We start from the raw sequence: 23,715 nt of genomic DNA, 5'->3' as shown, positions 1-23,715 counted from the left end.
AAGAGGTTGAGAATGGCAACAGCAGGACTTTATGTTCCCTTAACGTCGCTGGGTCAAGATCATTCTGAAGTGAGAGGGCGGTGCTAAGGTCACTCCTCTACGCACGGGTTTTAAGGGTTGAGGCTGCTCTAGCTGGAATTGATAGCCAGTCAGGAGTGTCGAGAGGACCAGTTTCATCTCGAATAGGGCGAAGGTCATCCCCAAACAACGGCGATTGCTACCCCCAAATGGCAGATATTCGTAGGGGGAAAATTGACGTTCCAGGAAGCGCTCTGGCTGAAAGGCTTGAGGATTCGGATAGAGTTCAGGACTGCGATGGGTGAGATAGATACAGGGGGCTACAGTGGTTCCGACGGGAAGGTTATGTCCCATTAGGGATAGGGGCATTCTCGTTGTTCGAGGAGAGGTGATCGGGGCGATCGGATAAATCCTCAAGGTTTCAGAGCACACTGCATTCAGGTAGGGTAAACGCTGGATGCTTTTGGCGTCATTGAGGTCAGCAGTGGCTAATTCCGCGATCAGTTTTTCCTTCACATCTGGGAGGAAATGAATCCAATACAATGCCCAGGTCAATGCTGAAGCGGTGGTCTCGTGCCCTGCTAGCAGCAGGGTAACTAACTCATCTCGCAGCTCTATATCGGTCATGGGATTGCCCACTTCATCTGTGGCCGCCAGCATGAGGGAGAGGATGTCTGATCCCATTTCGGATTGACTTCGATGTTCGTCCATCTGCTGATAGAGGAGGTGATCGAGTTGCGATCTCACCCGTAGAAACCGCCCCCAAGGACTCCAAGCCCCCCAATCCTTCTGTAATCCTCGTAGAAACAGCAAACTCGCACCAGCCGGTGATCCGGTTAAGTCCAGAAATTGAGGCAATAGTGCCTGCAAAGCTTGGTATCGTTCAGGGTTCGACACGCCAAACACCGTTTTGACGATGACATTGAGGGAAATAGCCTGCATGGCCTCTCGCACGTCAAAGGGGTGGTTGACTTGCCAAGGTGAAGCAATATCTTTCGTAATCTGAGTGATGGATGAGCCATAGGCCCGCATCCGTTCTCCGTGAAATGGGGGCATCAAAAGCTGTCGCTGTCGTTGATGGGATTCGCCATCTAAGAGGATGACGGATGCATTACCGAGCAAAGGCAACAATACAGAGTTATTGCAACCTGCATCCATCTTTTTAGGATCTGCCGTCAGAATCTCTTCAATGCCGACGGGATTGCTACAAAAAACAATTTGGCCCAATTGCCCCAACTGTAAGGTAAATAAATCCCCATACCGTTGCCGACAGGCTTCCATAAACCCAAGGGGCCGTCCAATCCATTGCAACATTTGCCACAATCCAGAAGAAGAGGGACCCTCGGGTAATTTGTGAGTGGAGGGTTGAGCTGCTATCGTTTGCATCAATCTTGTCTTAACCAGCTTAGGGAAACAGTGCTGTAGAGAGGTGCACTCATCGGCAGTGTAACGTACCTCTGTATGAGGCTGCACCAGAATCTGTGAGGCAGTCATCGATAGAACACAGACGTCTACCGCTACACTAGATCCCAAGAGGCAGGTAATCCCTGTAGGAATGGTTAACACCTGAAGCGTAACTAAAATAATTCCTTCAGCTTATTTCTAAGCAAGTAGCCTACTGTTAAGACGGTGAGACGTAAGGTGACTCGGTATACCTCTCCCCAAAATCATCTGACTCAGAGAATGCTGTTCAATGCAGCTTCAGCAGGCGTTTGTTTAATCCTGCTTCTATGGTTGGTGCCCCAGTGGCAGGTTAACCAACTTCCTGTCTTAGATCAGAATCGTCTGCAACAATTACCCATAACGGATCAACTGCAACTGGAACGAGAAGAGACTTATCGGCGTGCACAACTGGAAGGAAAACAGCGGGATACCTTGCTGCTAGTAATCCTAGGATTGTTGGGGGGCTTGGGGACATACTTCTCTTGGCAAAATTACCACAGACAAAATCGAAGGCACAATATTCATGATTTCCGCAAAGCAGTGGAGTTGTTGGCGGCCAAAGACAAGATAGAAGTGCGATTGGGGGGAATATATCTTCTGGAACAAATCGCTAGTGATTCTTCTGAACAACAAGCGATTGTGTTGGAAATTCTAACGGCTTATATCCGAGAACATAGCACCAGAGTGGGAGATACCCGACAGTTGGGGTCTAATGAAGTCAATACCTTGAGAGTACCCACGGATATTCAAGCTGCCCTGACCGTGATTGCCCGATGCCATGGTCAATTCGAAACGAGTTCCTTGGACTTTCAAGATGCCTATTTGATTCAAGCCAACTTAATTCAAGGGAATTTTCAGGGTGCTAACTTCCAAGGGACTTACCTGATTGGAACCAATCTCCGGGAGGCAGACCTACGGGAAGCCAATCTTCGTAATGCGGATCTCTTAAGTGCCAATCTGAGTGAGGCGGATTTGACCCAGGCCAATCTCAGCAGTGCCAATTTGTTGGGGACCAATCTGAATAGTGCCAATTTTCAAAATGCCGATTTGACGGGAGCCAATCTGCGGGGGGCGTATCTGGGTAGTGCGAATCTCCTGGGGGCCAATCTGAATAGTGCAGATTTAATTGGTGTTTATCTTAGTGATGCCAATCTGAGTCACGCAAAATTAGTGGGTGCTAACCTTCGGACGGCGAAGCTTATCGGGGCACAGCTTGCGGATACGGATTTAAGTGAAGCCAATTTCACAGGGGCTGATTTGAGTGATGCCAATCTGGAGGGAGCAGATTTTACCGATGCCAATCTCCGGGAGGTTTCTTTCCAACGTACTCAATTTCGAGAGGCTGATCTGAGTGGGGCTGATCTACGGGGGGCTATTTTTCTAGAAGTCGATCAGTTAGAAGAGTGCAAACTGTGCCGGACTAAATTACCTGACCATCTTGAACTAGATGCCAATCGAGATTGTGCTTCAATCACTCTCGCAGATCAATCGGTTACGTCACAATAAAATAGTAAGTTCTTACCTGTTGCCAATTAGGAATTTCCCATGCCAAATTTCTTAAACAACCTTTTGGGACGCCATCCTGAGCGAGTCAAGGCCAACACCGAAATCTATACTTGGCAAACTTGTCCGTTTTGTATTCGAGCCAAATTATTGTTGTCTTGGAAAGGGGTGAAATACACCGAATACAAGATTGATGGAGATGAGGCTGCACGGGCCAAAATGGCTGAACGGGCCAATAACCGCAGATCCGTTCCTCAAATCTTTATCAATAATCAGCATATTGGTGGCTGTGATGACTTGTATCAGATGGACACGATGGGCCAGCTAGACGACCTACTCTCTCAACCTGCTGCGAGTTAGAGTCTGGATCTATCTGGACCTATAGAAGAACTCCCAGAGCCGGCTCTGGGAGTTCGAAAAGCTTCTTTTGAAACTGCTACTTCCTCACATACTGAAGGGATTTAGGGTACGTCACAATTTTCTTGGCCAATCCCATTTGCTTGAGGGCACAAATGGCCCACCAGGTCAAATCGATCTCCCACCAACGGTAACCAGACTTGGCCACATGAGGATAGGAGTGATGGTTGTTATGCCAGCCTTCACCATAAGTCAATAGAGAAACCCACCACAGGTTTTGAGCGCCATCATCGGATTCAAAGGTGCGATATCCCCACATATGAGAGGCAGAATTCACTAGCCAGGTGGAATGCCAAAGAATGACGGCCCGGACAAAAATACCGTAGACCACGAAGGACCATCCCCCTAAGGCATATAGCACAGCAGCCAAGGGGATTTGGAGCATCAGGAAATTTCGATCTAACCAACGATAAAAGGGTTGGCGGGCCAAGTCGGGGGCATTTTTGCGGTAATGTTTGGCATCAAAATATTCAGGACGAGGATAAAAAATCCAGAGAATATGACTCCACCAAAAGCCTCGCTGGGCAGAGTAGGGATCATCGTTGACATGCTCGGTATGAGCATGGTGTTGACGGTGACCACTCACCCAGAAGATAGGACCACCCTGTATAGCGAGGGAACCTAGGGTTGCGATCGCATATTCCAATACCTTGGGCACGCGGAAACTCCGGTGACTGAGGAGACGATGATACCCCAAGCAGATGCCAATCCCTCCTAGCAGCCAATGTAAGAATAGGGCGACCCCTAGGGCTGACCATGAGAAATAATGGGGGGCTAAGCTGATAGCTAGTAGGTGAAATGCACCAAAAAAGCCAACATTGATCCAGCTCAGGGCAGGTCTGCCTGCGGAGGCAGTGACGACAGGGTTGGTAGTCATAACAGTCCTATGAAAAAAGATGAACAACGCTAGCCCATATCTGCAGAGGTGGGCCTCGCTTTTTGTTTGAATACTGGGTAAAGTAATAGTGCAAGCATCACTTGCATGCTGTCATGCTAACACCCATCCCTAAGTCTTGCAAGTAATACTTGCATATTATCTATGTCTTCTCAGTCATCAACTCGCCAACGCTTGATTCAGTCGGCTCTTCAGCTCTTTATTACTCAAGGAATTAGTGGAACGACCACCCGCCAAATTGCTGAAGCCGCCGAAGTGAACGAAGTGACGCTGTTTCGGCATTTCGGCAGTAAACATGGCCTTTTATTGGGGGTCTTAGAAGAGTCAACGGCTTTTCAGAGCCTGGGACAGGCCCTGAACCGTCAAAATCAGTCCGCTGCATCAACGGAGCAAGCCTTTCAAGAATATGCAAGTTATTGCTTGCATGCATTAGAGCAAGTGCCTGATTTAATTCGATCTCTAGTAGGAGAAGCCAACCAATACCCCGCCGACAATCGACTGGCCTTGGGAAAGCGGATGACAGAAATCACCCAATATATGGCTCAGTATCTAGAATCCTTTATGGCTGAGCGGCAGTTAACCCCCCAGTTCTCAACGGAAAAACTGGCAAGCTTATTGGAATGCTTGCTGCTCGGGTATGCCGTTATCGAATTCACCAGTGAATACCATCAGCTATGGCATCACCAAGACGACTTTTTAGAGCATGCGGTGCAGATGATCCTGTTTGGCAGTATTGCAAGTGACACTTTCAGAGATTCTCCCCCACAGCCCACAACCGTGGCTGATTTGCCTGCGGAAACCGTTCATCTTATTCTCCGACAAGCCAAGAAACAGAGTACCCAAGATCATGCTCTGGCCTATGTTTTATTTGGGGCAGGTTTATCATCACCCGAAGTGATCGGGTTATTGCGATCGCAACAGATCAGCAATAATCAACAGCATCTGCTGCAAATCCAGGCCAGCCGCCAGGTAGCCGTCAATCAGTGGGTCATGGGGAAACGTGTTGGCTCCTATACTTCCAATCCCCTGACCAAATGGCTAAAATCTCGCAAAGATGATGAACCTACAATGTTTGTGGATGATCAGCAACAGCCCCTGACGCCGACAACACTGGCTGATCGGTGGAAAAGCTGGACGGAAGGGATGACCACCTTAGCAGGTCACCCTCCCCATCTGGAACAGGCCCAACAAACTTGGTGCATCGATATGCTGATGCGGGGAGTGACCCTCGATAATTTGAGCTTATTGACGGGGTGGACGTTAGAACAGCTCCACCCCTATGACCAACGAGCCAAAGAAAAAGCGGCTTTAGAACAAGCAACGCGTCTAGATCAGAAGCCATCCAGCAAAGATTGAGCTGGGTGGCTACCTACAGACTCTCTGAGGGGGCATCAGCAATGCCGTGTTCGGTCGATGGACAGCCACCCCTCCTGCCGCAGATTGCCTAAAAGAGAGATTTCCTCAGCCCTTACCCCTGCATAGATCATCAAACAGAGAATGGCCCGGTCCAGGATCTCAGTGGCCTAGCCTGAAACCGCTTCAAATAATGCTTCCACCTGAAACAATGCCAGGTTCTTCCATTCCGTTTCTGGCGTAACCGGAATACTGATGGCTGCACTGGTTACCCTCGATATACCCTGCCTTTATCAACCCGGAAAAGAAGCTCTTGATCGCGATCAAGACAGCGCCCACGGAGCCTTGCATCAACTATCGGCTGTACCATTTTTCAGTGTGCAGCCGTACATCAGAGCAATTTTAGTTAATAGGTCTGCTCCAGACGGTTACAGTCTCAACCACAGTGAACACACAAAATGTGCTCACAATCACCTTGAAAATCATCATATATCACTGAATACCCCTAAAACGGGTGCTCTAATTCAGATAGAAATCAGCTCAAATCAATCCTTAGGGCTAATTCACTATTTCTCTTGGAAATAGACTAATGCCACAAGAATTTGAAGACTGATTTGAAGTATCGAATAGCTTTCACCAGATCGGCTAACGATACGTGTCTTGAGTCTTAGGGATATCTGCACAAATCAGAGGATTGCAGCAAAACACAACACCATCTATCGCTATTCAAGGAGATTATGTATGACCGGGATATTACAAGATGCTAAAGGTAAGCGATCCTCAGGCAGACTGCAGACCACTGCATCAGTATTAGTGGGATTGGGTCTCGCCATTACTTTGGCCGCTGGTGAATGGCGAGGGAAGACCTTTTCCGAAAACCTTTACATCCTCACCGGGGCCTTAACCATTGGCGGTGCAGGTATGAAGGGCTTGCAAAAATTCTCCGAGCGTGACGAGAAGCCTGTATTGAATTCAGCGGTTCCAACAACAGTAGCAGCATCTCCAACTGTAACGGTGCCTTCCACCGAGATGGTCTCAACTACATCCAAAGTGATCAAGGTCCAAACCCCTGAGAAAGAATTAACCGCCGTTTTACAGGAGGGCTGGTAATGCCATTTATCACAGCGAAAAAGAATACACTCCTGGCACCCCTACCACACCAACCCCACCTTCAAAAATTAAATCAACTCGCAAAAGTCTATGAGGGGGGAATCTTAGGCGTTATCAAAGTGTCTACTGTCAATTCACAGTTGGCTGAGATTATCTTGGCGGGGCCTTATACCTGGCATGACCATTACCCAACCATTGAAACGGGTGTCAAACGGTATATCAATCCCATCTCATGGGATATTCCAGAAGATGCATGGGAACAGCAGCCCGTTTCTGCCCTGGCTCCAGCTTCTACTCCCTCTCAACCAGAGACTCCCTCTGCTCCGTTATTACCGCCGGAAGTAGCCCAACTCAACCACTTTTACGAAGGCTGTCAACGGAAATTACCGGACGGGCGAATCCAAGCTTACCCGGATCCAAGGGCTGGCAGTGGGGGCTTACCCGTCACCATCGGTTGGGGCAGTACCTACTATAAAAATGGGTCAGCCATCCAAATGGGAGATATCATCACCCAAGCTGAAGCAGATGACCTGTACGACTATATTTGCCACAAAGATTTTTGGCTCAAGCTGCAATCGACCATCCCTTATTGGGACGACATGACTGATCTACAACGAGCCGCACTGACCAGCTTTGCCTATAACAATGGTGCTGATTTTTATGGATCACCGAACCATAGAACCATCACCCGCAACTTAAAAGACAAAGATTGGCAGGCGGTTCCCGGCACCCTGATGATGTATCGCAACCCCAGCGAAAATGTGGAAGTGGGGCTGGGTCGCCGTCGATATGCCGAGGCCAAAGTCTGGTGTGGCGAAGCACCGACCACCGCCTGTGCCGCCGCTGCCCAGGAAATTCAAACGGCCCAGGATTGCGAACCCATTGAACAGCGACTCAAAACAAACCCACCGAGGGTAGTAGGTTTTGAACCAACGATAACCGTCTCGCAACCCACCCCATCGGCTGGTCCTCGCCAAGCCAATATTATTGCAGGGATGAAAGGTCCCAAGTCCCATCCGGATGCCCATGGCTTTAAGCCCGGAGACTACCATCTGGTGGCCAATGATGCCGTTGGCAAGATCAAGTGTTACGACTATAGCGGCACGCTAATGTGGGAATTGACCTGTCTCTGTCGTGGTCAGTTTGAGGACAATTACTTTGGCCGTCATGGGGATACCCCCGCCGGTCTTTACAAATGTGGGCAAATTTATCGCGACTATGAGCAAGCGGGTGAAAGTTCTGCCTATACCCGCGATCGCATGTCTTATGGCTGGTATAGTCTCGATTTAGTTGAACTCGAAAACCAAGAAGCCAACCTGGGTCGGGCAGGCATTATGCTCCACGGCGGCGGCAGCGGTTGCGGATGGCCAGGAGCTTGGGCACCAAAGCAAGCTCTTTTCTCCACCCTAGGCTGCATTAGAATGCATAACCAAGATTTAAGAGACAAAGTGGTGCCTTTGTATGATCAACCCGGTGCAACCCTCTTTGTCAGTGTCTATCAGTAGTCAAGAGGCAAGAGTACGGGTTAGTACTCCACCAGACAATATCCAGTGGAGTACTAACCCCCGGAAGTGCCTTTTCTGCAAAGCCGTAGATGAGGTGAGTCACGTTTTGAGATCTCGCAGTCATATCGCAGAATTCGTGTCTCTATCTGAAAAAAGAAAAAAATTCATCAGCGGTGTTAGTGAAATCGCAGAAATATTCCAGGCTGCTTAATAACAGGAAAGGAAAAATGTAGAAATTAATATTGCAACTTTAATCAACTTATATAACCACTCCTAATAATTTTCTTGGTCAGTTACCTCCAGAATTATAAAGTCAATAAATTAGAAAATTATTCAGGGAAACTTTGATATAGATCACGCCATTTTTAGTGCAGTAAAAGTACGCTTAGTTCTGTGGTAGACGGTCCCCTTATCTACCTATTTACATTCCTGCTGTAGAGAATCACAATTACCTGAATTCACTCTCCTACTGCCCATGCATCTCCTATAAAAACTGGATACACCCCAGTAATGGACAAAATCAGAAGAAATTAATTACTTTTCGCCATTTTTTTTTAGTTTCTACCTTTTTGAAGTAGCTTTCATCGTTTTCCCCTAAACCTTTTCCCCTCACGCTGTTGTTAGTCACATTTGGTCTTATGAATATCTCTCTACCTCAAAATGATTCCAATCCTGTTCAACGGCAAACGGCTTTAGTGGCTGCTCGTCGAGACTATCGCTATAACTACACTTACCTCCCTAATGGCGGGGCAATGGCCGAGAAAGTGCCCCCACAAGATCAATCCCTTGGCAAATTTCCTTGGCTTCAAGATGCCTTATCTCTGCTGCTGAGAATAGATGCTAACCAAGCTTTACAAGACGTTAATGAAACAGGTTCTGTCCGAAAACTCCGCCGATTTGCCTGGCTTACCCGTGTCACCCGTTTCTTGAATAACCCTAAACGTGCTGGCTTTTTGAAGTTTTTGTTAGCCAAAGTTCTGCCAATTATTCGGTTGGTTCAACGCTTGCAAGATGGCAAACCACCCTCCATTGAGCAAAACAGTTCCCAAACCCCCTCGGCCAAAGTGAACGATATCCACCAGCCGTTACTGGAAACATTAATCTCTGAGGTCAAAGATCCCCGAGACCATGCTCAAGAGCAGCAGAAGCTCGACCATCAAGCTTTAGCTATGCAGGCTAAGCAAGCCCAAGACAGTTTGTCAGACTACAGCCAACTCTTTCAAGCCTATAACGATCTGTTTCAGATTATTTATTTGCCTTGTATTAGCCAACAGTTCTGGACAGATCGAGCCTTTGTCGCCCAGCGAGTTGCGGGAGCGAACCCTTTAGTTCTAGAACAATGCAAGAGATTACCAGACCACTTCCCTGTCACTAACGATCAATATCAGGCCGTGATGGGAACTGCTGATTCTCTCCAAAAGGCTGGAGCAGAGGGGCGACTTTATATCACTGATTATGCAGTGTTGAACCTATTAGAACCGGGCACTTTTCCGGATGCTCAAAAATATGTCTATGCTCCCCTCGCCCTGTTTGCAGTACCTGCGGAAGGAAGCGGCTCCCTCACAGCCGTAGCCATTCAGTGCCAGCAGCAGCCAGGCTCTGATAATCCTATTTTCACTCCACCCCCTGAGGGTAGCCCCCAGTCCGAGCAATGGGCTTGGCTGATGGCAAAAACCATCGTTCAAATCGCTGATGGCAATTACCATGAGCTCATTTCTCATCTCGGTCGGACCCACTTATTGATCGAGCCCATTGTAGTGGCTACCTATCGTCAACTGGCCCCTAATCATCCCCTCAGCGCCTTATTGCGTCCTCATTTTGAAGGAACATTGTTTATTAATAATGCAGCCATTTCTGGCCTTGTTAATGATGGAGGTACCGTGGATTCAGTGATGTCTGGCACTATTGAATCTTCTAAAGAGCTCAGCGTTAAAGCCGTACAAGGGTTCCCCTACGGTTTTAATGATTCGATGCTACCCGCCACACTCTCCAGACGGGGGGTCGATAATGTGGATCAGCTTCCTGACTATCCCTATCGAGATGATGCACTACTCGTTTGGAATGCGATTCACGATTGGGTTGAGAGCTATCTAGACTTGTATTACCTCAGCGATCAGGATGTGGTAGAGGACACCGAACTCCAAGCTTGGTTAGCAGAAATGGTCGCTCAAGACGGAGGGCGCATGACAGAAATTGGGGAAACCGCATCGGATCAGGAGCAACCTAGCTTGCGCACTAAAGCTTACTTGGCAGATATGGTGACGCTCATTATTTTTACAGGGAGTGCCCAACATGCAGCCGTGAACTTCTCCCAATCGACTTATATGACCTATATCCCCAACTTGCCTTTAGCGGGATATCGACCCGCGCCAAAGTCAACAAAGGCAACCACTCAAGACTATTTCAACCTTCTTCCTTCCCTGAAACAGGCAGAGACCCAGATGGATATGACCTATTTGTTGGGTTCTCTTTACTACACCCTATTAGGGGAATATGGAGAAGAGCACTTTACGGATACTAGGGTGCAACCTCTACTCAAAGCATTTCAGCAACAGTTAGATGCCATTGGCATCATCATTGATGAACGGAACAGTGTTCGCCCAACCTTTTATGATTTCCTACATCCTAATAAAATCCCTCAGAGTATTAACATCTGAGTTTGACTTTCTCCAATCAAGGGCTTTGTTCAGATCTGGCCAAAAAAGGGTAACGCCGACCAATCAGGCCATTTCCCAAAATGGCTTATCCAGAATTTGTTCCTTTCGCTAAGCTCTTTTCAAGAGTTTGAATCCTAGAAGTTCTAGCCATAAAGGATGTTCCTCTCCTGTCATTACTTCTCTAGGACTACCATGTTTTGCAATTCTGTTGATAAATTAATGGGGCAGCTATGAGTTTATTAATTCGTTTCTCAAACCGTATCCAAATTTGTCTATTGCGGCACCCTAACATCCTAACTACAATGCTTATGAGGTTTTTCTATGTAGTGGATGTTATTAGTTATAGTATTGTTACTCCTCAAGAATTTTTAGGTAAAAGACAACAGCTTTTTGGCCAGAACTTTGCGGCTTTAGGCAGAATTATTGTGGGTGAATATAATCTTGCTGCAAAAATCATTGCAGAGCCCCAACAAAGAGAACCTTATATTGGCCGTTTTCGCTGCATTCCTGATCGATTCTCTAAGAATTTTTTGCTTTTTCTGTCTGATAAAGAAGTAAAGGGTGATACTACTCATAAAAAAGCAAGATCAGCCGTTTTAGAGGTCGTTTTTAAACCAGCCTTTGATAATACTGAGTCCCAAGAAGCTAAAGATCTGTTGAATCAGTTAGCCACCATTGCTAATCAACATGGAAATCCTCCGGCTTTAGATGACATTAGCGATGACATTCAACGCACTGTCATCCAATACATCATGTTAGTGCTATTAGAAGTCAAACTTTCTCCACAGCAACTATCATCTCTAAAAACGCTATTCTTCTCCTCAAAACCAAAGGAATCATTGCTGATCTCAAGGGTGAAACCTTTAGCCCCATCTGCTAATAAGTTGCAGGAAGTTAAACGATTAGAAGGGATCGCCCTTAACCTGATTGAGAACTCTCCTGTTATGAGTAGGTATGTTCCAACCACTGAAAATGATTTAAGTCGAACAGAACTGAGTACTTTGCTACTGGAAGCGATCGCAATTGCAGGATGTCTAGGTAGTGAGAGTTTACTCCGGTCCTTAATAGCCAAGGTTCCACGCGATCTGGAGATCGATGTAGATAATCGTCATGAAGTGTTGCGAGTAGTTTTAGAAACAGCTCGTCGACACTCGCCAGTGAATAACATCAATACCATTGCCCAGACAGAAACAGAGGTGACCATCAATGGCCGAAAACGTAAGTTTCCCAAGGGTACGCTGTTCTCCGCAAACATCGGGTTGGCTAATCTAGACAGTACGGTCTTTGAGAACCCCTTAGACTTCAATCCTCATCGAGACAACCTATTGGCAGCACTCAGCTTTAACTCAGTAGGTGAAGCGAAGCGGCGTGAGTGCCCAGGGCGTAGTATTGCAGAAAAAATGGGCTCTGATTTACTGGTCGCATTGCAATGCAAAACAGTTAAGAGTTAATAATATCCCATCTGTAAATTGTTCTGGGTTTTCATACTCCGCAGCGGTTTGCAGAAATCAGAGCTGTTGCCATTGACCATTGAGTTCCACTGTTTTCAGCGATTCTAATGGTCGCCTGCACTCCTGGTTTGCATAATTCAAGAATAGTCTCTGATGCCCCCCTCTTCTCGTTATCTTGCTCAGCTTAGGGCTCATAATGGCCGGGGGGCTATCTATGATCAAATCGCTAGAACCTAGTTAAAAACTAAATTTCACACTTGCAAATGGCCATCATGCCAATACGAGTGACACTGACTTTCCCATATTCAAATGCTGTAATTTTATTTGGCCGGGGAACCCTTATGGATATTCATTCCCCCAAAAGAATGGACTATCAATTACTTGTAAATTCGAAGTCTGAAAAGTACTGCTAAATAGGGTTTGCTGAGAAAGTAAATTGAGCAAATTCCATGCATCAAATCGTACAAGCAACCCATTTGTGACGGCCAGAGCCATATCCTTTGACTGGCCCTAGCAAAGCCCCAAGGAAGTCCTGACAGCTCCATAACGCTTTCCAAAACCAGCAATCCCACCCCAAAAATGAACGATAAAAAGTGGCTGAGCCACCGCTCCAGATTCATGACCAAGAACGTGATAGCAATCGCACTGGCAGCCGTATCCGCTAACTTCGCCATCACTCGATTCAAGCCAAACCGTCGCTTGGCCTGCCCAAACTTACCCTCAATCTGGACCCTCACCTTTTCATCCTCACACGCTTGTTGCTTGAGTTGGGTCTGTACTTGTGGGTCTTGTTGAGGTCTTCCTAACGGCGGTCCACTCAAGCGAATCCCCCGAGCTTTACACCATCGTCGATTAGCCCGAGTCCGATAGATTTGGTCAGCATGGACTGAGAAAGGATAATGGCCAAAGCGACGACGAAAGGCTTCCACTTGATGTTGAAGATGCTGGGATTCATTGAACGCATCCCAACTCAAGCGCTCCAGAAACACACATCCACGCACACAACTGAGGGATAGCTTGGCTCCAAACTCAACGGGTGTTCCAGCTTTGCCTCGGACCATCGGTCGGACATGAGGCTGACTCATACTGACAATCCGGTCGTCCACTCGACGTACTGACTGTTGATACATCCATTCTTGCTGTCGAAAGACTTCATGAATCACCAGCAACAGACGGTACTGCCGCCGGGACAATTGGGATAGGGAAGCCCCCAATGTTATCAACCCATCAATATGGGCTAGATTGCGACGCACATAGCCCAACTGCTGACGAATCCCTTTACGAATCAGCTTGCGGCTCGGTTGACGTTTTTTGGCAATGGCCAGATAGGCTTTGCGGGCCTTCTGGCGGTAGGTGCGAGGTTTGCACTTGAGGGACAGCATGACTTGAGCATATAAAGCATCGAGGATGGCTTCGCTTGCTTTGCGGGCATCATTGAGCAAATCCAAGTCTGTCGGATAGCGAATATCGGCTGGTGCACAGGTCGCATCTATCAACAATTGGCCCTGGTTGGGAGGGGCAGGAGGCTCATCTTCATCATCGTCAGAGGGAGGAGATGACTCAGGGGACATCGCCACAGGAGACCCCTCGGATGCCAGCACAGAGTCCACGACTGCGTCATTGACTTGAGCTAGCAGCTCTAGATTCAACCGTTGGCGAAAGTGAACCAGCATGGAGGCATCAAACGGAGCACTCTCTCGATATTCACTAAACCCCAGAAAGTACTGCAAGTAGGGGTTCTCTCGAATCTGTTCTACGGTCTCTGCGTCGGATATACCCAGTTTCTCTTTGATGATTAAGGTCCCTAAGGCCACACGAAAGGGTTTGGCAGGTGCCCCCATGGTCTGACTGAATTGGTCTGCATATTCTGACTCAAAGCTCTCCCAAGGAATCAACTCGGCTAGTTTGACCCAGCGATTCTCTCCTGAAAGTTTCCCTCCAAAGGGCAAGTAGAAGTTCTCAAAGGACAGTTGACCGGGGGATGGACGGCGATACATCGGGTTGCAGGTGCAAGGGTTTTAAATATTTTGAATGATTTTCCTTGCACTTCTCAAGGGCCCTCAACACTTGGATACACTGCAAATATTGGAACTTAGACTTCCGAAGCAAGCCCTAAATATAGTTCACAGCTATTCTGTGAGAAAAAATTTCTCTATCCCGGCATGAACCCTAATAGAGAATGGCCCGGTCCCGGATCTCAGTGGTCTGTCCTGCAGCCGCTTCAAACAGCCGCTAACCGGTCTTGACAGATTCCTTGGGTTAACCCGCCGTGAGATCTAACTCTGACCACTCATTGACCTTGCTATTGAGAGCTGATACTGCAGCACGCAAAGTTTCGATAATCGTTTCCTCCGTAATAGACGGCCCTAATAGGGTTAGGTTATCAAGGCGAATTCGCCCATCGACTAGAGTCAAGGAACCGAAAACGAGGTCAGTATCAGCTACAGCAATATGTGATGAAAGTTTTGCGACCCCAGCATCAGAGAGCTGCTCTATCCATTCCACACTGACAGTTATCCCAGAAGAAGACTCGTTGGGACGAATTCGACAGAGATAGCCACGGTCTTCAGCATAGAGCGTAACAGTAAAAACCGGATCCTCCTCAATCCAAGAGATCGGAATACCAGACTCAATCAACGCATCGACGATAATACGAGAGACTGGGCCCCGGCGACGAAGTCGATCAACCTCGTCAGTGAACATAGAAAACGCTGTTCGATAGCCAACCCGCATCGTACCACCACCAATCGATGGATCGATAGGGTACTCTTGCCAGAGCTGTATCGCATTCCAGACCGCATCATCGAATAGTTCAGGAGAAGGGGGTGGCTCAATTACAAATAGGTCAGTGAGACGTTGCACTGCATCAGAACTTGGACAAGGCAAGCGAGGATAGTACTCGGGCCTCAATGCAATCTCCATCCGAACAGGCAGATCTTCCAGAAATGGCCGATTTTGCCAATCAAGGCGACTCTCCAGGCGGTTGTGAAACCAGCTCAGTTCTTCACCTCTCGCAGCGATAACAGGGGCACATTCAAGCACAACGCTGACAGCAGACCAATTTTCATCATTGATTTGGGCAACTAACCTTAAGAGATGAAGTACATGAGCCTCTCCACCTAGGTGCCATGTCGTTTTCTGGTCGAGTGTAATTTCCATTTATGAGCCTCTAGATGGTCACTAGACTAAACCTCAAAGAATTTCACTGACTTAATCATAAGATGAAGGCCTAAATCGTTAATATTTCCAAATTAATTATCAAAATTGGCCTAAAATCACCGTTGCTAATTGCTAAAATACTTCTGCTCGATATAGGCAATTTTCCCGGCACTCAACCTGAGCATATACCACCCCGTTTTAGTGTCATCAGTGTTCACGACTTCACCAACAATATGGTAGTTCTTCTTTTGGGTTAGCGTTAACGCGACTTTGGCATCCTGACGAGGCTCAATGCGTGATTTAGCCTGGTTTTTACGGGTGCTTTTTTTTATTTTTTCAACTTTTGTTTTAATCGGCTTAACGTGAAATTCGCCTTCACCACCAACATTTTTGGGATGGGCAGCGGTTGAGTCAGGTTGCGCGATTTCTTCCTCTAAGTCGAGTTTGTCACGAAGCTTAGATACTGAATAACCATCTAACTCATCAGTAATGCTTTTCTTTAAGGAGTTGTCCCCTTTAACTTGAGTCAAAAGAAAGGTTTTACAAGACTCGATTGGGTTCTGACGAATCAAGCCACATAGTGCCAGCAAAACCCGAGCCTTCATGGGAGCTGCCGTCATTTTTACGAGAGTTTCAACTGAGTCCTTGATGAGTGCGAAATCAAGGTATTTGTCGGCTATGGTTCTTGTACAGCCGGGTATCCCCAGCATCGCCATAAAGTTATTGCGCTTAGTGTCATTATGAAGCATCCAGTCCTGGTAGATCACAAGTTTTGGCCTAGCATCATTCCCAAACTGTGTAATATGTGTAATAAGCAACGGATAAAAAGCGTCACGGTGCTTTTTACTCATATCATCCGCAGCCAGTCTGGCAGAGCGGCAGCCATCTTTACCTTCTAAGACACCCATAAGCACATGGGCTGTTTTAGTGAACTTGTTTGCTGTAAGGATGTCACTCTTATACTGGGTTAGTAATGTATGGTAGAGAAGGTTAATAATGAACTCTGCATGACTGTTAACTAGAACCGTATCAATGCGGTCCTGCATTTCTGCGAAGCAAGTAACTGGATCGTTTGCCCAGCTCTCAATAACTGCTCTAAGGGCACCAGAAGGCTCTTTACCATGACGAACATAAGTGAGTTTTGGGCCAGCAACATGAGGATCAGCTAGTGTAATAAAATCCAACTCGCCAGTATCTTCTTTGATTGCACCTGTATCAACTGATGTAATTGAGGACTGGGCTCCAAGAACCTCCGCTCTCCCTTTGGCTTGGTCGCCCAATTTTGTGGCAAGACTTCCATGCTTCTCAATGTACTTCCTAATGCCTTCTCGAATCTTTTCCTGATTTTCGGCAGTTTTTGTATCAACCACCGCATCAAGATCAAGGATGTTCTCTTTTTTCATCAACTCCTTAAGCTTATTCTCGTCAACCTCATTCGATGCACTTAGGCAAGCACGCAACAACACCTTGGGCTTCAGCCCCTTCTTCTCTTCCATGTTGGCGAAAATTTGTTCAAAGAACAGGGCAAAGACACGCGCGTTTGTTCCTTCTAATTCTATCGGAACTACATCTTTCTGATCGATCGACGTCTTGCCCCCGTCTTCAGTAACTTCTGTACCGCCACCAGCGAATTCAATCTCGGTAGATTCACCGTGACCAACGGCCATAACCTGAGTGATTTTGCCGTCAAGGCCATACTTCTTCGCTAGTTCTTGGAATCCACCACGGATGAGAGATTTTACCTTCTCTATAGCATGACCCTCAATGAGATAAACCTTAATTTTGTCGTTTTTGATGACCTTGTTAACATGCTCATGGCGAATAAAAGCGCCATTATGATCGTAAAGAGAATGCAAAATAAGAGTTAGTGGTTTGTCCTTTACGGACAGATCAGCCTTTAGCTTATCAAGCGATTCCTTGGGAAACTTATGAAAGTTTCGAATGTCTTTTAGAACGTTCTTGTAATCCCCGATCTTGGCTTTTTCTTCATGCATAAGTTTGATGAAAGATGTAATTTCTTTGCCCGAAGGGGTTTGTAGGTTGGGATTCATCTCATTGAAGTACTTGATGAAAGCCTCAGCAACTTTGCCAGAATCAGTGTCAACTAACTGAGTGAATACATTCGTCGGTACAACAAGCTCGGTTCGTTTCCCAAGGAGACCATGAATTTTTTGAAGCCAGTGTCCGTAGTAGATGGCTTTTTCCAATGTAGTCTGTGGTGCCAGTCGAACGGTTTTCTGCCCATTAAGTTCGCCATTGAGTCCGTCACAATAGGCCTTCATATTACGGAGGTTTTTTATACTATTTTTACCTTTGTCAACGACATCCTTGAGTATGAATGGGTCTAAGCCGTTCAGCCGCCAGTCGATAATTTGCCAGATGGTGTTGCGTTCTTTTTTTGTAAATTTCTTCACGTTGGCCCAGTCCATCTGCTCAGCCTTCCGATGGGTTTCGAATTCTCCGACTGTCAGGTTGAGAAGATCGACTTTTTCTTTACGGTCCATCTGCACCATATCAGGGCTAGTTTTTAAGAAGGGCCGATCAGAAGGGGTAAATCCTTGAATAAGGTCTGTTTTTGCCTCTATAAATTTGGCCTCTCCCTCTGCCGCAGGGTAATGGGTCTGCATTATGGGGTTTATTCGCCCTTGCCTTTGCTGTAGGACTTGTACATCTGACAGATCGATGTTGTTTAAGTCTTCCAGGCGACCTTTCCTCTGCTCAGGCGTAACCTTTTGGAGATCAGTAGATTGACCATTGGGTTGAAGCTGCATTGGTTTAACGTTTGCCTCAAATTGACCATGCAGCAGTTCATCATTTTTTCTAAACTGACGTTGCCTTCTCACCGCTCCAGAATTCTGCTGAATGACATGGGTCAACTCATGGGCAATCAACTCCTGCCCTGCTTGATTTTCAGGCTGATATGCCCCTTGTCGAAAAAAAACATCTTGCCCCGTCGTAAATGCCTGAGCCTGAATCGATTGATTTAACTGGTCTGACTGAGTATCTGTATGTACTCTTACCCCACTAAAATCTGCACGCATCGCCTGACCCATTGACTGTTGCAACCCTGCATTCAATGGTTGTCCACTCCCTCTCGCTTTATTGATAGCAGACTCTAAATCCGATGATGCTTCTCCACCTGCTATTGCTTGCTTTCGCTGGATAGCAGCTTGAAAGCCTTTCGCGGACATTACCCCTTCTAAGTCGTTCTCGCGCTGAATCGACTGCCTAATAATGTTTTCTTTTGAAGCAGGGGGATTTATGGTTTGCACTACTTGAGATGCAATCCGATCTGCCTCTCGTTCATACTTATCTCCTGGCTGCCCAAGCGTCAATTTCCGTTGAAGCCAGGGTTTTGGGTGTAATGGACTGGACTCATCATTCCCGAGTCTGGGTGGACCCATTTGTATCATTGAAGTACCCAGCCGCTGGAACTTTCTCAACCGCTCAGCATGTTCAGCTAAACCCTCTTCATTCGACTTGGCTTGAATTGCCGGAGGCTGCACTGAAGACTGAACTTTAGAAGATCGAGGAACAGGGTTATAGGAAGACTGGGCGGCTCGTTTCTTATGAACGTATTGATGAGTTCTCATTACAAGCTTCCCTATTCAAGCAGGCACTGATATTCTCTCTCGAATATAAGCTCCTATCGCCTTTCATACAATGAGATGGGACGGAAGAGATGTCCACCTTAGTAGGTCACCCCCCTTGTCTGGAACAGGCCCAACAAACCTGGTGCATCGATATGCTGATGTGGGGAGTGACCCTCGATAATTTGTGCTTATTGACAGGATAGATACTTGAACAGCTCCACCCCTATGACCAACGAGCCAAAGAGAAAGGGGCTTTGGAACAAGCAACGCGTCTGGATCAGAAGCCATCCAGCAAAGATTGGGATGGGCGGCTACCTACAGGCTTTCAGAGGGGGCATCAGCAATGACAAAGTGCCGAGTTCGATCAATGGTTAGCCATCCCTCTTGACGCAACAGTCCTAACAATCGGGTAATCGTCACTCGTGTTGTGCCTAGCAGGTTAGCGAGCTGTTGATGGGTCAAGCGCACCTCTAAACGCACACCATCCGGCGTTACATGTCCTACTTCCTGTTTCAGCATCAATAACAGCTGCACTAAGCGATCGTATACCCGTCGTTGGCTGATCATCGCTAAGATGGCCTCGGTTTGCTGCAATCGCCGACTCAATTGCTGGAGAACACCCTGGGCTAATAATGGGGAACTTTCTAGCTCCACCTGATTGAGACGCATTAGAACAACATCAGTCAGGGCGAACGCTTCGTAGGGATTCAGCTGTGTTAAGGGCAAACCAAAGGGCATTGCTGGGTAGACAAAACCTAAAACAGCTTCATCACCAGATGCGAACAAGGTCCCTAATTGCACAATTCCTCGACAAACAATCCATAGGTCCTGCGGTCCCATGGGTATAGTGCTTCCACTTTTGAAGTCATATGTATGTCGTCCCTGATAAGCTTCTTCAAAGACTTGACGCCAATCGGTTGGAGCTGGCGACACGGATACCTGAGTTTGCAGCATCTATTAGCAATGAATGAGGTGTAGTGATCTGACTACAGACTAAGAGATAGTGCTAAAGCACAGGTAAATTCGGGGTTGTGAACAGATTAAGCTCTGACCCATAAAAATTCTATAGGGATGCCACCGAGGTCTTCGCTTGTAAAGAAGCCGGATCGACCGTGGCCAGTTGCCCCTGGTTTAAAGTCCAACATCGATCGGCAATACTGACGAGTTCTGCCGGATCATGGGTAACAATCAATAAACTCCAATGCTGTTTGAGTTTTCCTAACAGGGCCACCAGCTGCTGTCGCATAGACCAATCGAGGCCTGCGGTGGGCTCATCTAGAAGTAGAAGATGAGGCTGACGAATTAACTGGACTGCCAAAGCCAAACGCCTCTGTTGACCACCACTCAAGGATTGTGGAGAAGTAAAGAGGGACAAGTCCCCTAACCCTACTTCCGATAGGGCTTGATGGACCTGTTCTGATCCTAGTTCGGGGTGACCAATGCGTAATTCCTCCAGAATGGTGCCCCCGCAAAAATGCCGTTCTGGGAATTGAAAGACTAGACCAGCTAGCTGCTGCAAATTATTGGGTTTGAGTTCTTGCTGACGCCAATAGAGGTCACCGGAGGTCGGTGCCGCTAAGCCAGCCACTATTTCTAGCAGGGTACTCTTCCCAGAACCGCTTGGACCAATCACTAGTCCCAGCTGTTGAGGCGGGAGTTCCAAAGTGACTGCCTTGAGAATTGCAGTTGAAGTTGCCGCTGGATGATAAAGGAGTTGTTTTAATCGAAGCATTCTTTTAGCGTAATGCAATCAACTACAATCAGGAGCAGGTTTGAGGGTTGTACCATTCCCCTTTATATCAGCATGCCCAATCGGGAAGATGTTACTTGCTGACCCTAGGGGACAAAGAGGCGACTCTTGTTAATCTTCTGGCTCGTCGTGTTGTTTTCAGTCTATGAACATTCAGTTTTGTGAATTTAATTCTTTTGATTTATGGCTTTGGCTAGAATTTGAAACCGTCTTGTCGGAACAAGAAAAACAATACTTAGAAGAAGTCTTTGATTCCTGGTTTTTTCTAGGGAAATTGGGGGGATTTAATGCCGAGAATTTGCAAGTGCAAGATGCTGGCTATGAATTGAGCTATCTCCAGTATGAAGTAGAAGCTAAAGATGGCAATCTGATGGCTCTGATGCACAATATGGGGGAAATTGAGTATGAAGGCTGCTGGGCACGGTGCTGGTTTGATTTGGGTACTAGCGATGCGATCGCACTAGATGTCCTACTCAATGCCTTGCAGCAATTCAACACAGAGTTTATCGAAATTAAGCAGCTATTGATCGGGGGCGAAAATGAAGATTGGCCCCTGCCAGAACATCGGGATCGGTTCTACCAAGAGCCTTAAACAAAACATTCAAACGAATCTAGCGGCTAGCGGAACATGCTGCTCACAGAACTGTCCTCATGGACTCGCCAGATGGTCTCACCTAGAAGACTGGCCACGGATAAGACTCGCAGTTGGGGGAAATGACGCTCTGGGGGGATCGGGGTGGTATTAGTCACCAATACCTCTTCAAACAGCCCCGTTACAGATAAGCGCTCAACGGCAGGGGGGGAGAAAATGGCATGGGTTGCACAAGCATAAACCTGGCGAGCCCCTTCTTCTCGTAGTAGTTTGGCTCCAGCAGAGATAGTGCCTGCCGTGTCAATCATGTCATCCACTAATACAGCCGTTTTCCCTTTGACATCACCAACCACGTTCATCACTTCGGCGACATTATGGGCTTGGCGGCGTTTATCAATAATGGCTAATGGGGCATCATCTAGTTTCTTAGCGAAGGCACGGGCTCTAGCTACGCCCCCCACATCAGGGGAAACAACCACTAGGTCAGGCAATTTTTTGCGGGCCAAGTACTCCAAGAGTACAGGAGACCCATAAACATGATCCACCGGAATATCAAAATAGCCTTGAATCTGAGCGGAGTGTAAATCCATCGCTAGAACGCGACTGGCTCCTGCTTGGGTAATTAAGTTGGCGACCAACTTGGCCGTAATGGATTCTCGACCGGCTGTCTTCCGATCGGCCCTTGAATATCCGTAGTAAGGCAGCACTGCCGTGATTTGCCTGGCAGAAGCCCGTCGACAGGCATCAATAATAATCAGCAATTCCATCAAATTGTCATTGACGGGGTGGCAGGTGGGTTGGATCAAATAGACATCACAACCCCGAATTGATTCTTGAATTTGGACATACAGTTCGCCATCAGCAAAGCGCTTGCGAACCATGGGGCCCAGATCAACGCCTAGGTAGCGAGCCACTTCTTGGGCCAGGGAAACATTGGCAGAACCGGAGAAGATTTTCAGCCGATTATTCTCAGCAACCAGAGGCAGAGGAGGTTGCAGAGTTAGAGTTGCAGGACGGATCACTACGAGTCCCCAAAACACATTCTAGGCAATCTTAGCATCCAGAATTGCCCTTAGTACGGTTGAAAATTGTGAGTTTTAATTAAATTCCTCCGAGGGATCCTAATATCCCTCAAGTACTAGGTAAAAAAGCTTAGGAACGACCTGGACGACGCTTTTGTAGGAAATCGGGGATATCGAGATTTCCCCCTCGAGTGGGAGGCCGCTGAGTGACGGTTTTGGGGGCTGCTTTTTGCTGTTGGGTGGGCGTGGCGGCTTTTGCTTTGGGTTTTGCTTCTGATTTACGAGGTGGAGTCCCGGCATCGCTGGAAAAACCCGTGGCAATCACGGTCATTTTGATCTCACCTTGAAGGGACTCATCAATGACAGCACCGAAGATAATATTGGCACTGGCATCGACGACTTCGTAGATGGTTTCGGCTGCGGTATTCACCTCATGGAGCGATAAATCATGGCCACCAGTGATATTAAAGACCACTCCTTTCGCTCCTCGAATTGAGGCATCTAATAGGGGAGAATCAATGGCTGCGATCGCAGCTTCTTTCGCCCGAGATTTACCCGATCCCACACCAATGCCCATCATGGCTGAGCCTGCATCGGCCATAATCGCTTTGACGTCTGCAAAGTCCACATTCACCAAGCCGGGGACATTAATAATATCGGAAATGCCCTGTACACCTTGCCGAAGAACATCATCTGCAGTCTGAAAGGCTTCCTGCACAGGGGTTTGTTCAGCGATCACCGACAGAATCTTATCGTTGGGGATCATAATGAGCGTATCCACCCGAGTTTGCAAGGCAGCAATGCCTTCCTCGGCTTGGTGACTGCGGCGACGTCCTTCAAACGTAAAGGGACGGGTGACCACACCAACCGTGAGGGCCCCCATTTCTTTGGCAATTTCAGCAATAATCGGAGCTGCACCGGTTCCAGTACCCCCTCCCATGCCGCAAGTAATAAAGACTAGATCAGAACCGGCTAGGGCTGCAGCAATATCATCGCGAGATTCTTCTGCTGCTTTTTGGCCAATGGCAGGGTTGCCGCCTGCCCCGAGACCACGGGTGAGCTTTTGGCCGACCTGAAGACGCTTTGCTGCAGAGGATTGAGTTAAGGATTGGGCATCTGTATTAATCGACCAGAATTCTACCCCTGAGACGTTACTGGCGATCATTCGATTAACGGCATTCCCGCCACCGCCGCCAACCCCAATCACTTTAATGGTGGCTGCACCATGTCGAACAATATTGTCGTCT

Annotated in this window: 17 protein-coding genes and 1 pseudogene; 9 read left to right on the top strand and 9 right to left on the bottom strand. The window is 47.4% G+C overall.

Features of this window, described 5'->3' with window-relative positions:
• Positions 1–39 precede the first annotated feature (39 nt).
• Positions 40–1,404, bottom strand: coding sequence for a cytochrome P450 (locus tag AM1_RS03665; RefSeq protein WP_012161447.1), 1,365 nt, complete (start codon positions 1,402–1,404; stop codon positions 40–42).
• 255 nt (positions 1,405–1,659) lie between these two features.
• Between AM1_RS03665 and AM1_RS03660 the strand changes: the two genes are divergently transcribed.
• Both AM1_RS03660 and grxC read left to right on the top strand, forming a co-directional pair.
• Positions 1,660–2,967 (top strand): pentapeptide repeat-containing protein, encoded by a 1,308-nt coding sequence (locus tag AM1_RS03660; protein WP_041658947.1) that lies wholly within the window; start codon positions 1,660–1,662, stop codon positions 2,965–2,967.
• Positions 2,968–3,006: 39 nt separating this feature from the next.
• Positions 3,007–3,324, top strand: a complete 318-nt coding sequence (grxC, locus tag AM1_RS03655; protein ID WP_010479234.1) for a glutaredoxin 3 — start codon at positions 3,007–3,009, stop codon at positions 3,322–3,324.
• A gap of 76 nt (positions 3,325–3,400) precedes the next feature.
• Here grxC and AM1_RS03650 read toward each other — a convergent pair whose 3' ends face one another.
• Positions 3,401–4,258, bottom strand: coding sequence for an acyl-CoA desaturase (locus tag AM1_RS03650; protein WP_012161445.1), 858 nt, complete (start codon positions 4,256–4,258; stop codon positions 3,401–3,403).
• A gap of 162 nt (positions 4,259–4,420) precedes the next feature.
• Here AM1_RS03650 and AM1_RS03645 point away from each other — a divergent pair, with 162 nt between their 5' ends.
• From AM1_RS03645 to AM1_RS03625, 6 genes are all read left to right on the top strand, one after another.
• The gene (locus tag AM1_RS03645) at positions 4,421–5,632 is read left to right on the top strand and encodes a TetR/AcrR family transcriptional regulator (protein ID WP_010479239.1); all 1,212 of its coding nucleotides are present in this window, start codon (positions 4,421–4,423) and stop codon (positions 5,630–5,632) included.
• A 252-nt stretch (positions 5,633–5,884) separates the two neighbouring features.
• Positions 5,885–6,214 carry a hypothetical protein gene (locus tag AM1_RS40825; protein ID WP_148215669.1) on the top strand — a complete coding sequence of 110 codons (330 nt, stop codon included), beginning with the start codon at positions 5,885–5,887 and terminating at the stop codon, positions 6,212–6,214.
• A gap of 156 nt (positions 6,215–6,370) precedes the next feature.
• On the top strand, positions 6,371–6,739 hold the full coding sequence (locus AM1_RS03640; RefSeq protein WP_012161444.1) for a hypothetical protein: 369 nt from the start codon (positions 6,371–6,373) through the stop codon (positions 6,737–6,739).
• Positions 6,739–8,244 carry a glycoside hydrolase family protein gene (locus AM1_RS03635; RefSeq protein ID WP_012161443.1) on the top strand — a complete coding sequence of 502 codons (1,506 nt, stop codon included), beginning with the start codon at positions 6,739–6,741 and terminating at the stop codon, positions 8,242–8,244. The genes AM1_RS03640 and AM1_RS03635 overlap by 1 nt, the downstream gene beginning before the upstream one ends.
• A 638-nt stretch (positions 8,245–8,882) precedes the next feature.
• Positions 8,883–10,901, top strand: coding sequence for a lipoxygenase family protein (locus tag AM1_RS03630; protein WP_012161442.1), 2,019 nt, complete (start codon positions 8,883–8,885; stop codon positions 10,899–10,901).
• Between the two features lie 230 nt (positions 10,902–11,131).
• The gene (locus AM1_RS03625; protein WP_238549158.1) at positions 11,132–12,352 is read left to right on the top strand and encodes a cytochrome P450; all 1,221 of its coding nucleotides are present in this window, start codon (positions 11,132–11,134) and stop codon (positions 12,350–12,352) included.
• 377 nt (positions 12,353–12,729) lie between these two features.
• On the opposite strand, the gene AM1_RS03620 is transcribed toward AM1_RS03625, so the two are convergent.
• The 5 genes from AM1_RS03620 to AM1_RS03600 form a co-directional block, all read right to left on the bottom strand.
• Positions 12,730–14,349: an IS5-like element ISAcma17 family transposase gene (locus AM1_RS03620; RefSeq protein WP_012161439.1), complete on the bottom strand. Its 1,620-nt coding sequence runs from the start codon at positions 14,347–14,349 to the stop codon at positions 12,730–12,732.
• 262 nt (positions 14,350–14,611) lie between these two features.
• Entirely contained in the window at positions 14,612–15,511 is a 900-nt protein-coding gene (locus tag AM1_RS03615) for a hypothetical protein (RefSeq protein WP_012161438.1), read from the bottom strand.
• Between the two features lie 125 nt (positions 15,512–15,636).
• Positions 15,637–19,104: an eCIS core domain-containing protein gene (locus AM1_RS03610; RefSeq protein WP_012161437.1), complete on the bottom strand. Its 3,468-nt coding sequence runs from the start codon at positions 19,102–19,104 to the stop codon at positions 15,637–15,639.
• Between the two features lie 315 nt (positions 19,105–19,419).
• Positions 19,420–20,058, bottom strand: a complete 639-nt coding sequence (locus AM1_RS03605) for a Crp/Fnr family transcriptional regulator (RefSeq protein ID WP_012161435.1) — start codon at positions 20,056–20,058, stop codon at positions 19,420–19,422.
• 109 nt (positions 20,059–20,167) lie between these two features.
• Positions 20,168–20,836: an ABC transporter ATP-binding protein gene (locus tag AM1_RS03600; protein ID WP_010468591.1), complete on the bottom strand. Its 669-nt coding sequence runs from the start codon at positions 20,834–20,836 to the stop codon at positions 20,168–20,170.
• Positions 20,837–20,999: 163 nt separating this feature from the next.
• Between AM1_RS03600 and AM1_RS03595 the strand changes: the two genes are divergently transcribed.
• Complete coding sequence (locus tag AM1_RS03595; protein WP_012161434.1) at positions 21,000–21,446, top strand: DUF3531 family protein; 447 nt, start codon at positions 21,000–21,002, stop codon at positions 21,444–21,446.
• Positions 21,447–21,472: 26 nt separating this feature from the next.
• On the opposite strand, the gene AM1_RS03590 is transcribed toward AM1_RS03595, so the two are convergent.
• Complete coding sequence (locus tag AM1_RS03590) at positions 21,473–22,468, bottom strand: ribose-phosphate pyrophosphokinase (RefSeq protein ID WP_269150221.1); 996 nt, start codon at positions 22,466–22,468, stop codon at positions 21,473–21,475.
• A gap of 130 nt (positions 22,469–22,598) precedes the next feature.
• Positions 22,599–23,687, bottom strand: a pseudogene (gene ftsZ, locus AM1_RS03585) (cell division protein FtsZ); the annotation flags it as partial.
• Between the last annotated feature and the right edge of the window lie 28 nt (positions 23,688–23,715).

Source organism: Acaryochloris marina MBIC11017 (assembly GCF_000018105.1).
In the GTDB taxonomy this organism is placed as follows: Bacteria; Cyanobacteriota; Cyanobacteriia; order Thermosynechococcales; family Thermosynechococcaceae; genus Acaryochloris; species Acaryochloris marina.
Note: the sequence above shows the minus strand (reverse complement) of the source record. Positions and strands in the feature narration are given on the sequence as shown.

Bases quoted from the DNA above. Each gene is read 5' to 3' on its own strand.
- AM1_RS03665 (WP_012161447.1), bottom strand. From the start codon at position 1,404: ATGCAAACGATAGCAGCTCAACCCTCCACTCACAAATTACCCGAGGGT.
- grxC (WP_010479234.1), top strand. From the start codon at position 3,007: ATGCCAAATTTCTTAAACAACCTTTTGGGACGCCATCCTGAGCGAGTC.
- AM1_RS03650 (WP_012161445.1), bottom strand. From the start codon at position 4,258: ATGACTACCAACCCTGTCGTCACTGCCTCCGCAGGCAGACCTGCCCTG.
- AM1_RS03645 (WP_010479239.1), top strand. From the start codon at position 4,421: ATGTCTTCTCAGTCATCAACTCGCCAACGCTTGATTCAGTCGGCTCTT.
- AM1_RS40825 (WP_148215669.1), top strand. From the start codon at position 5,885: ATGGCTGCACTGGTTACCCTCGATATACCCTGCCTTTATCAACCCGGA.
- AM1_RS03640 (WP_012161444.1), top strand. From the start codon at position 6,371: ATGACCGGGATATTACAAGATGCTAAAGGTAAGCGATCCTCAGGCAGA.
- AM1_RS03635 (WP_012161443.1), top strand. From the start codon at position 6,739: ATGCCATTTATCACAGCGAAAAAGAATACACTCCTGGCACCCCTACCA.
- AM1_RS03630 (WP_012161442.1), top strand. From the start codon at position 8,883: ATGAATATCTCTCTACCTCAAAATGATTCCAATCCTGTTCAACGGCAA.
- AM1_RS03625 (WP_238549158.1), top strand. From the start codon at position 11,132: ATGAGTTTATTAATTCGTTTCTCAAACCGTATCCAAATTTGTCTATTG.
- AM1_RS03620 (WP_012161439.1), bottom strand. From the start codon at position 14,349: ATGTATCGCCGTCCATCCCCCGGTCAACTGTCCTTTGAGAACTTCTAC.
- AM1_RS03615 (WP_012161438.1), bottom strand. From the start codon at position 15,511: ATGGAAATTACACTCGACCAGAAAACGACATGGCACCTAGGTGGAGAG.
- AM1_RS03610 (WP_012161437.1), bottom strand. From the start codon at position 19,104: ATGAGAACTCATCAATACGTTCATAAGAAACGAGCCGCCCAGTCTTCC.
- AM1_RS03605 (WP_012161435.1), bottom strand. From the start codon at position 20,058: ATGCTGCAAACTCAGGTATCCGTGTCGCCAGCTCCAACCGATTGGCGT.
- AM1_RS03600 (WP_010468591.1), bottom strand. From the start codon at position 20,836: ATGCTTCGATTAAAACAACTCCTTTATCATCCAGCGGCAACTTCAACT.
- AM1_RS03595 (WP_012161434.1), top strand. From the start codon at position 21,000: ATGAACATTCAGTTTTGTGAATTTAATTCTTTTGATTTATGGCTTTGG.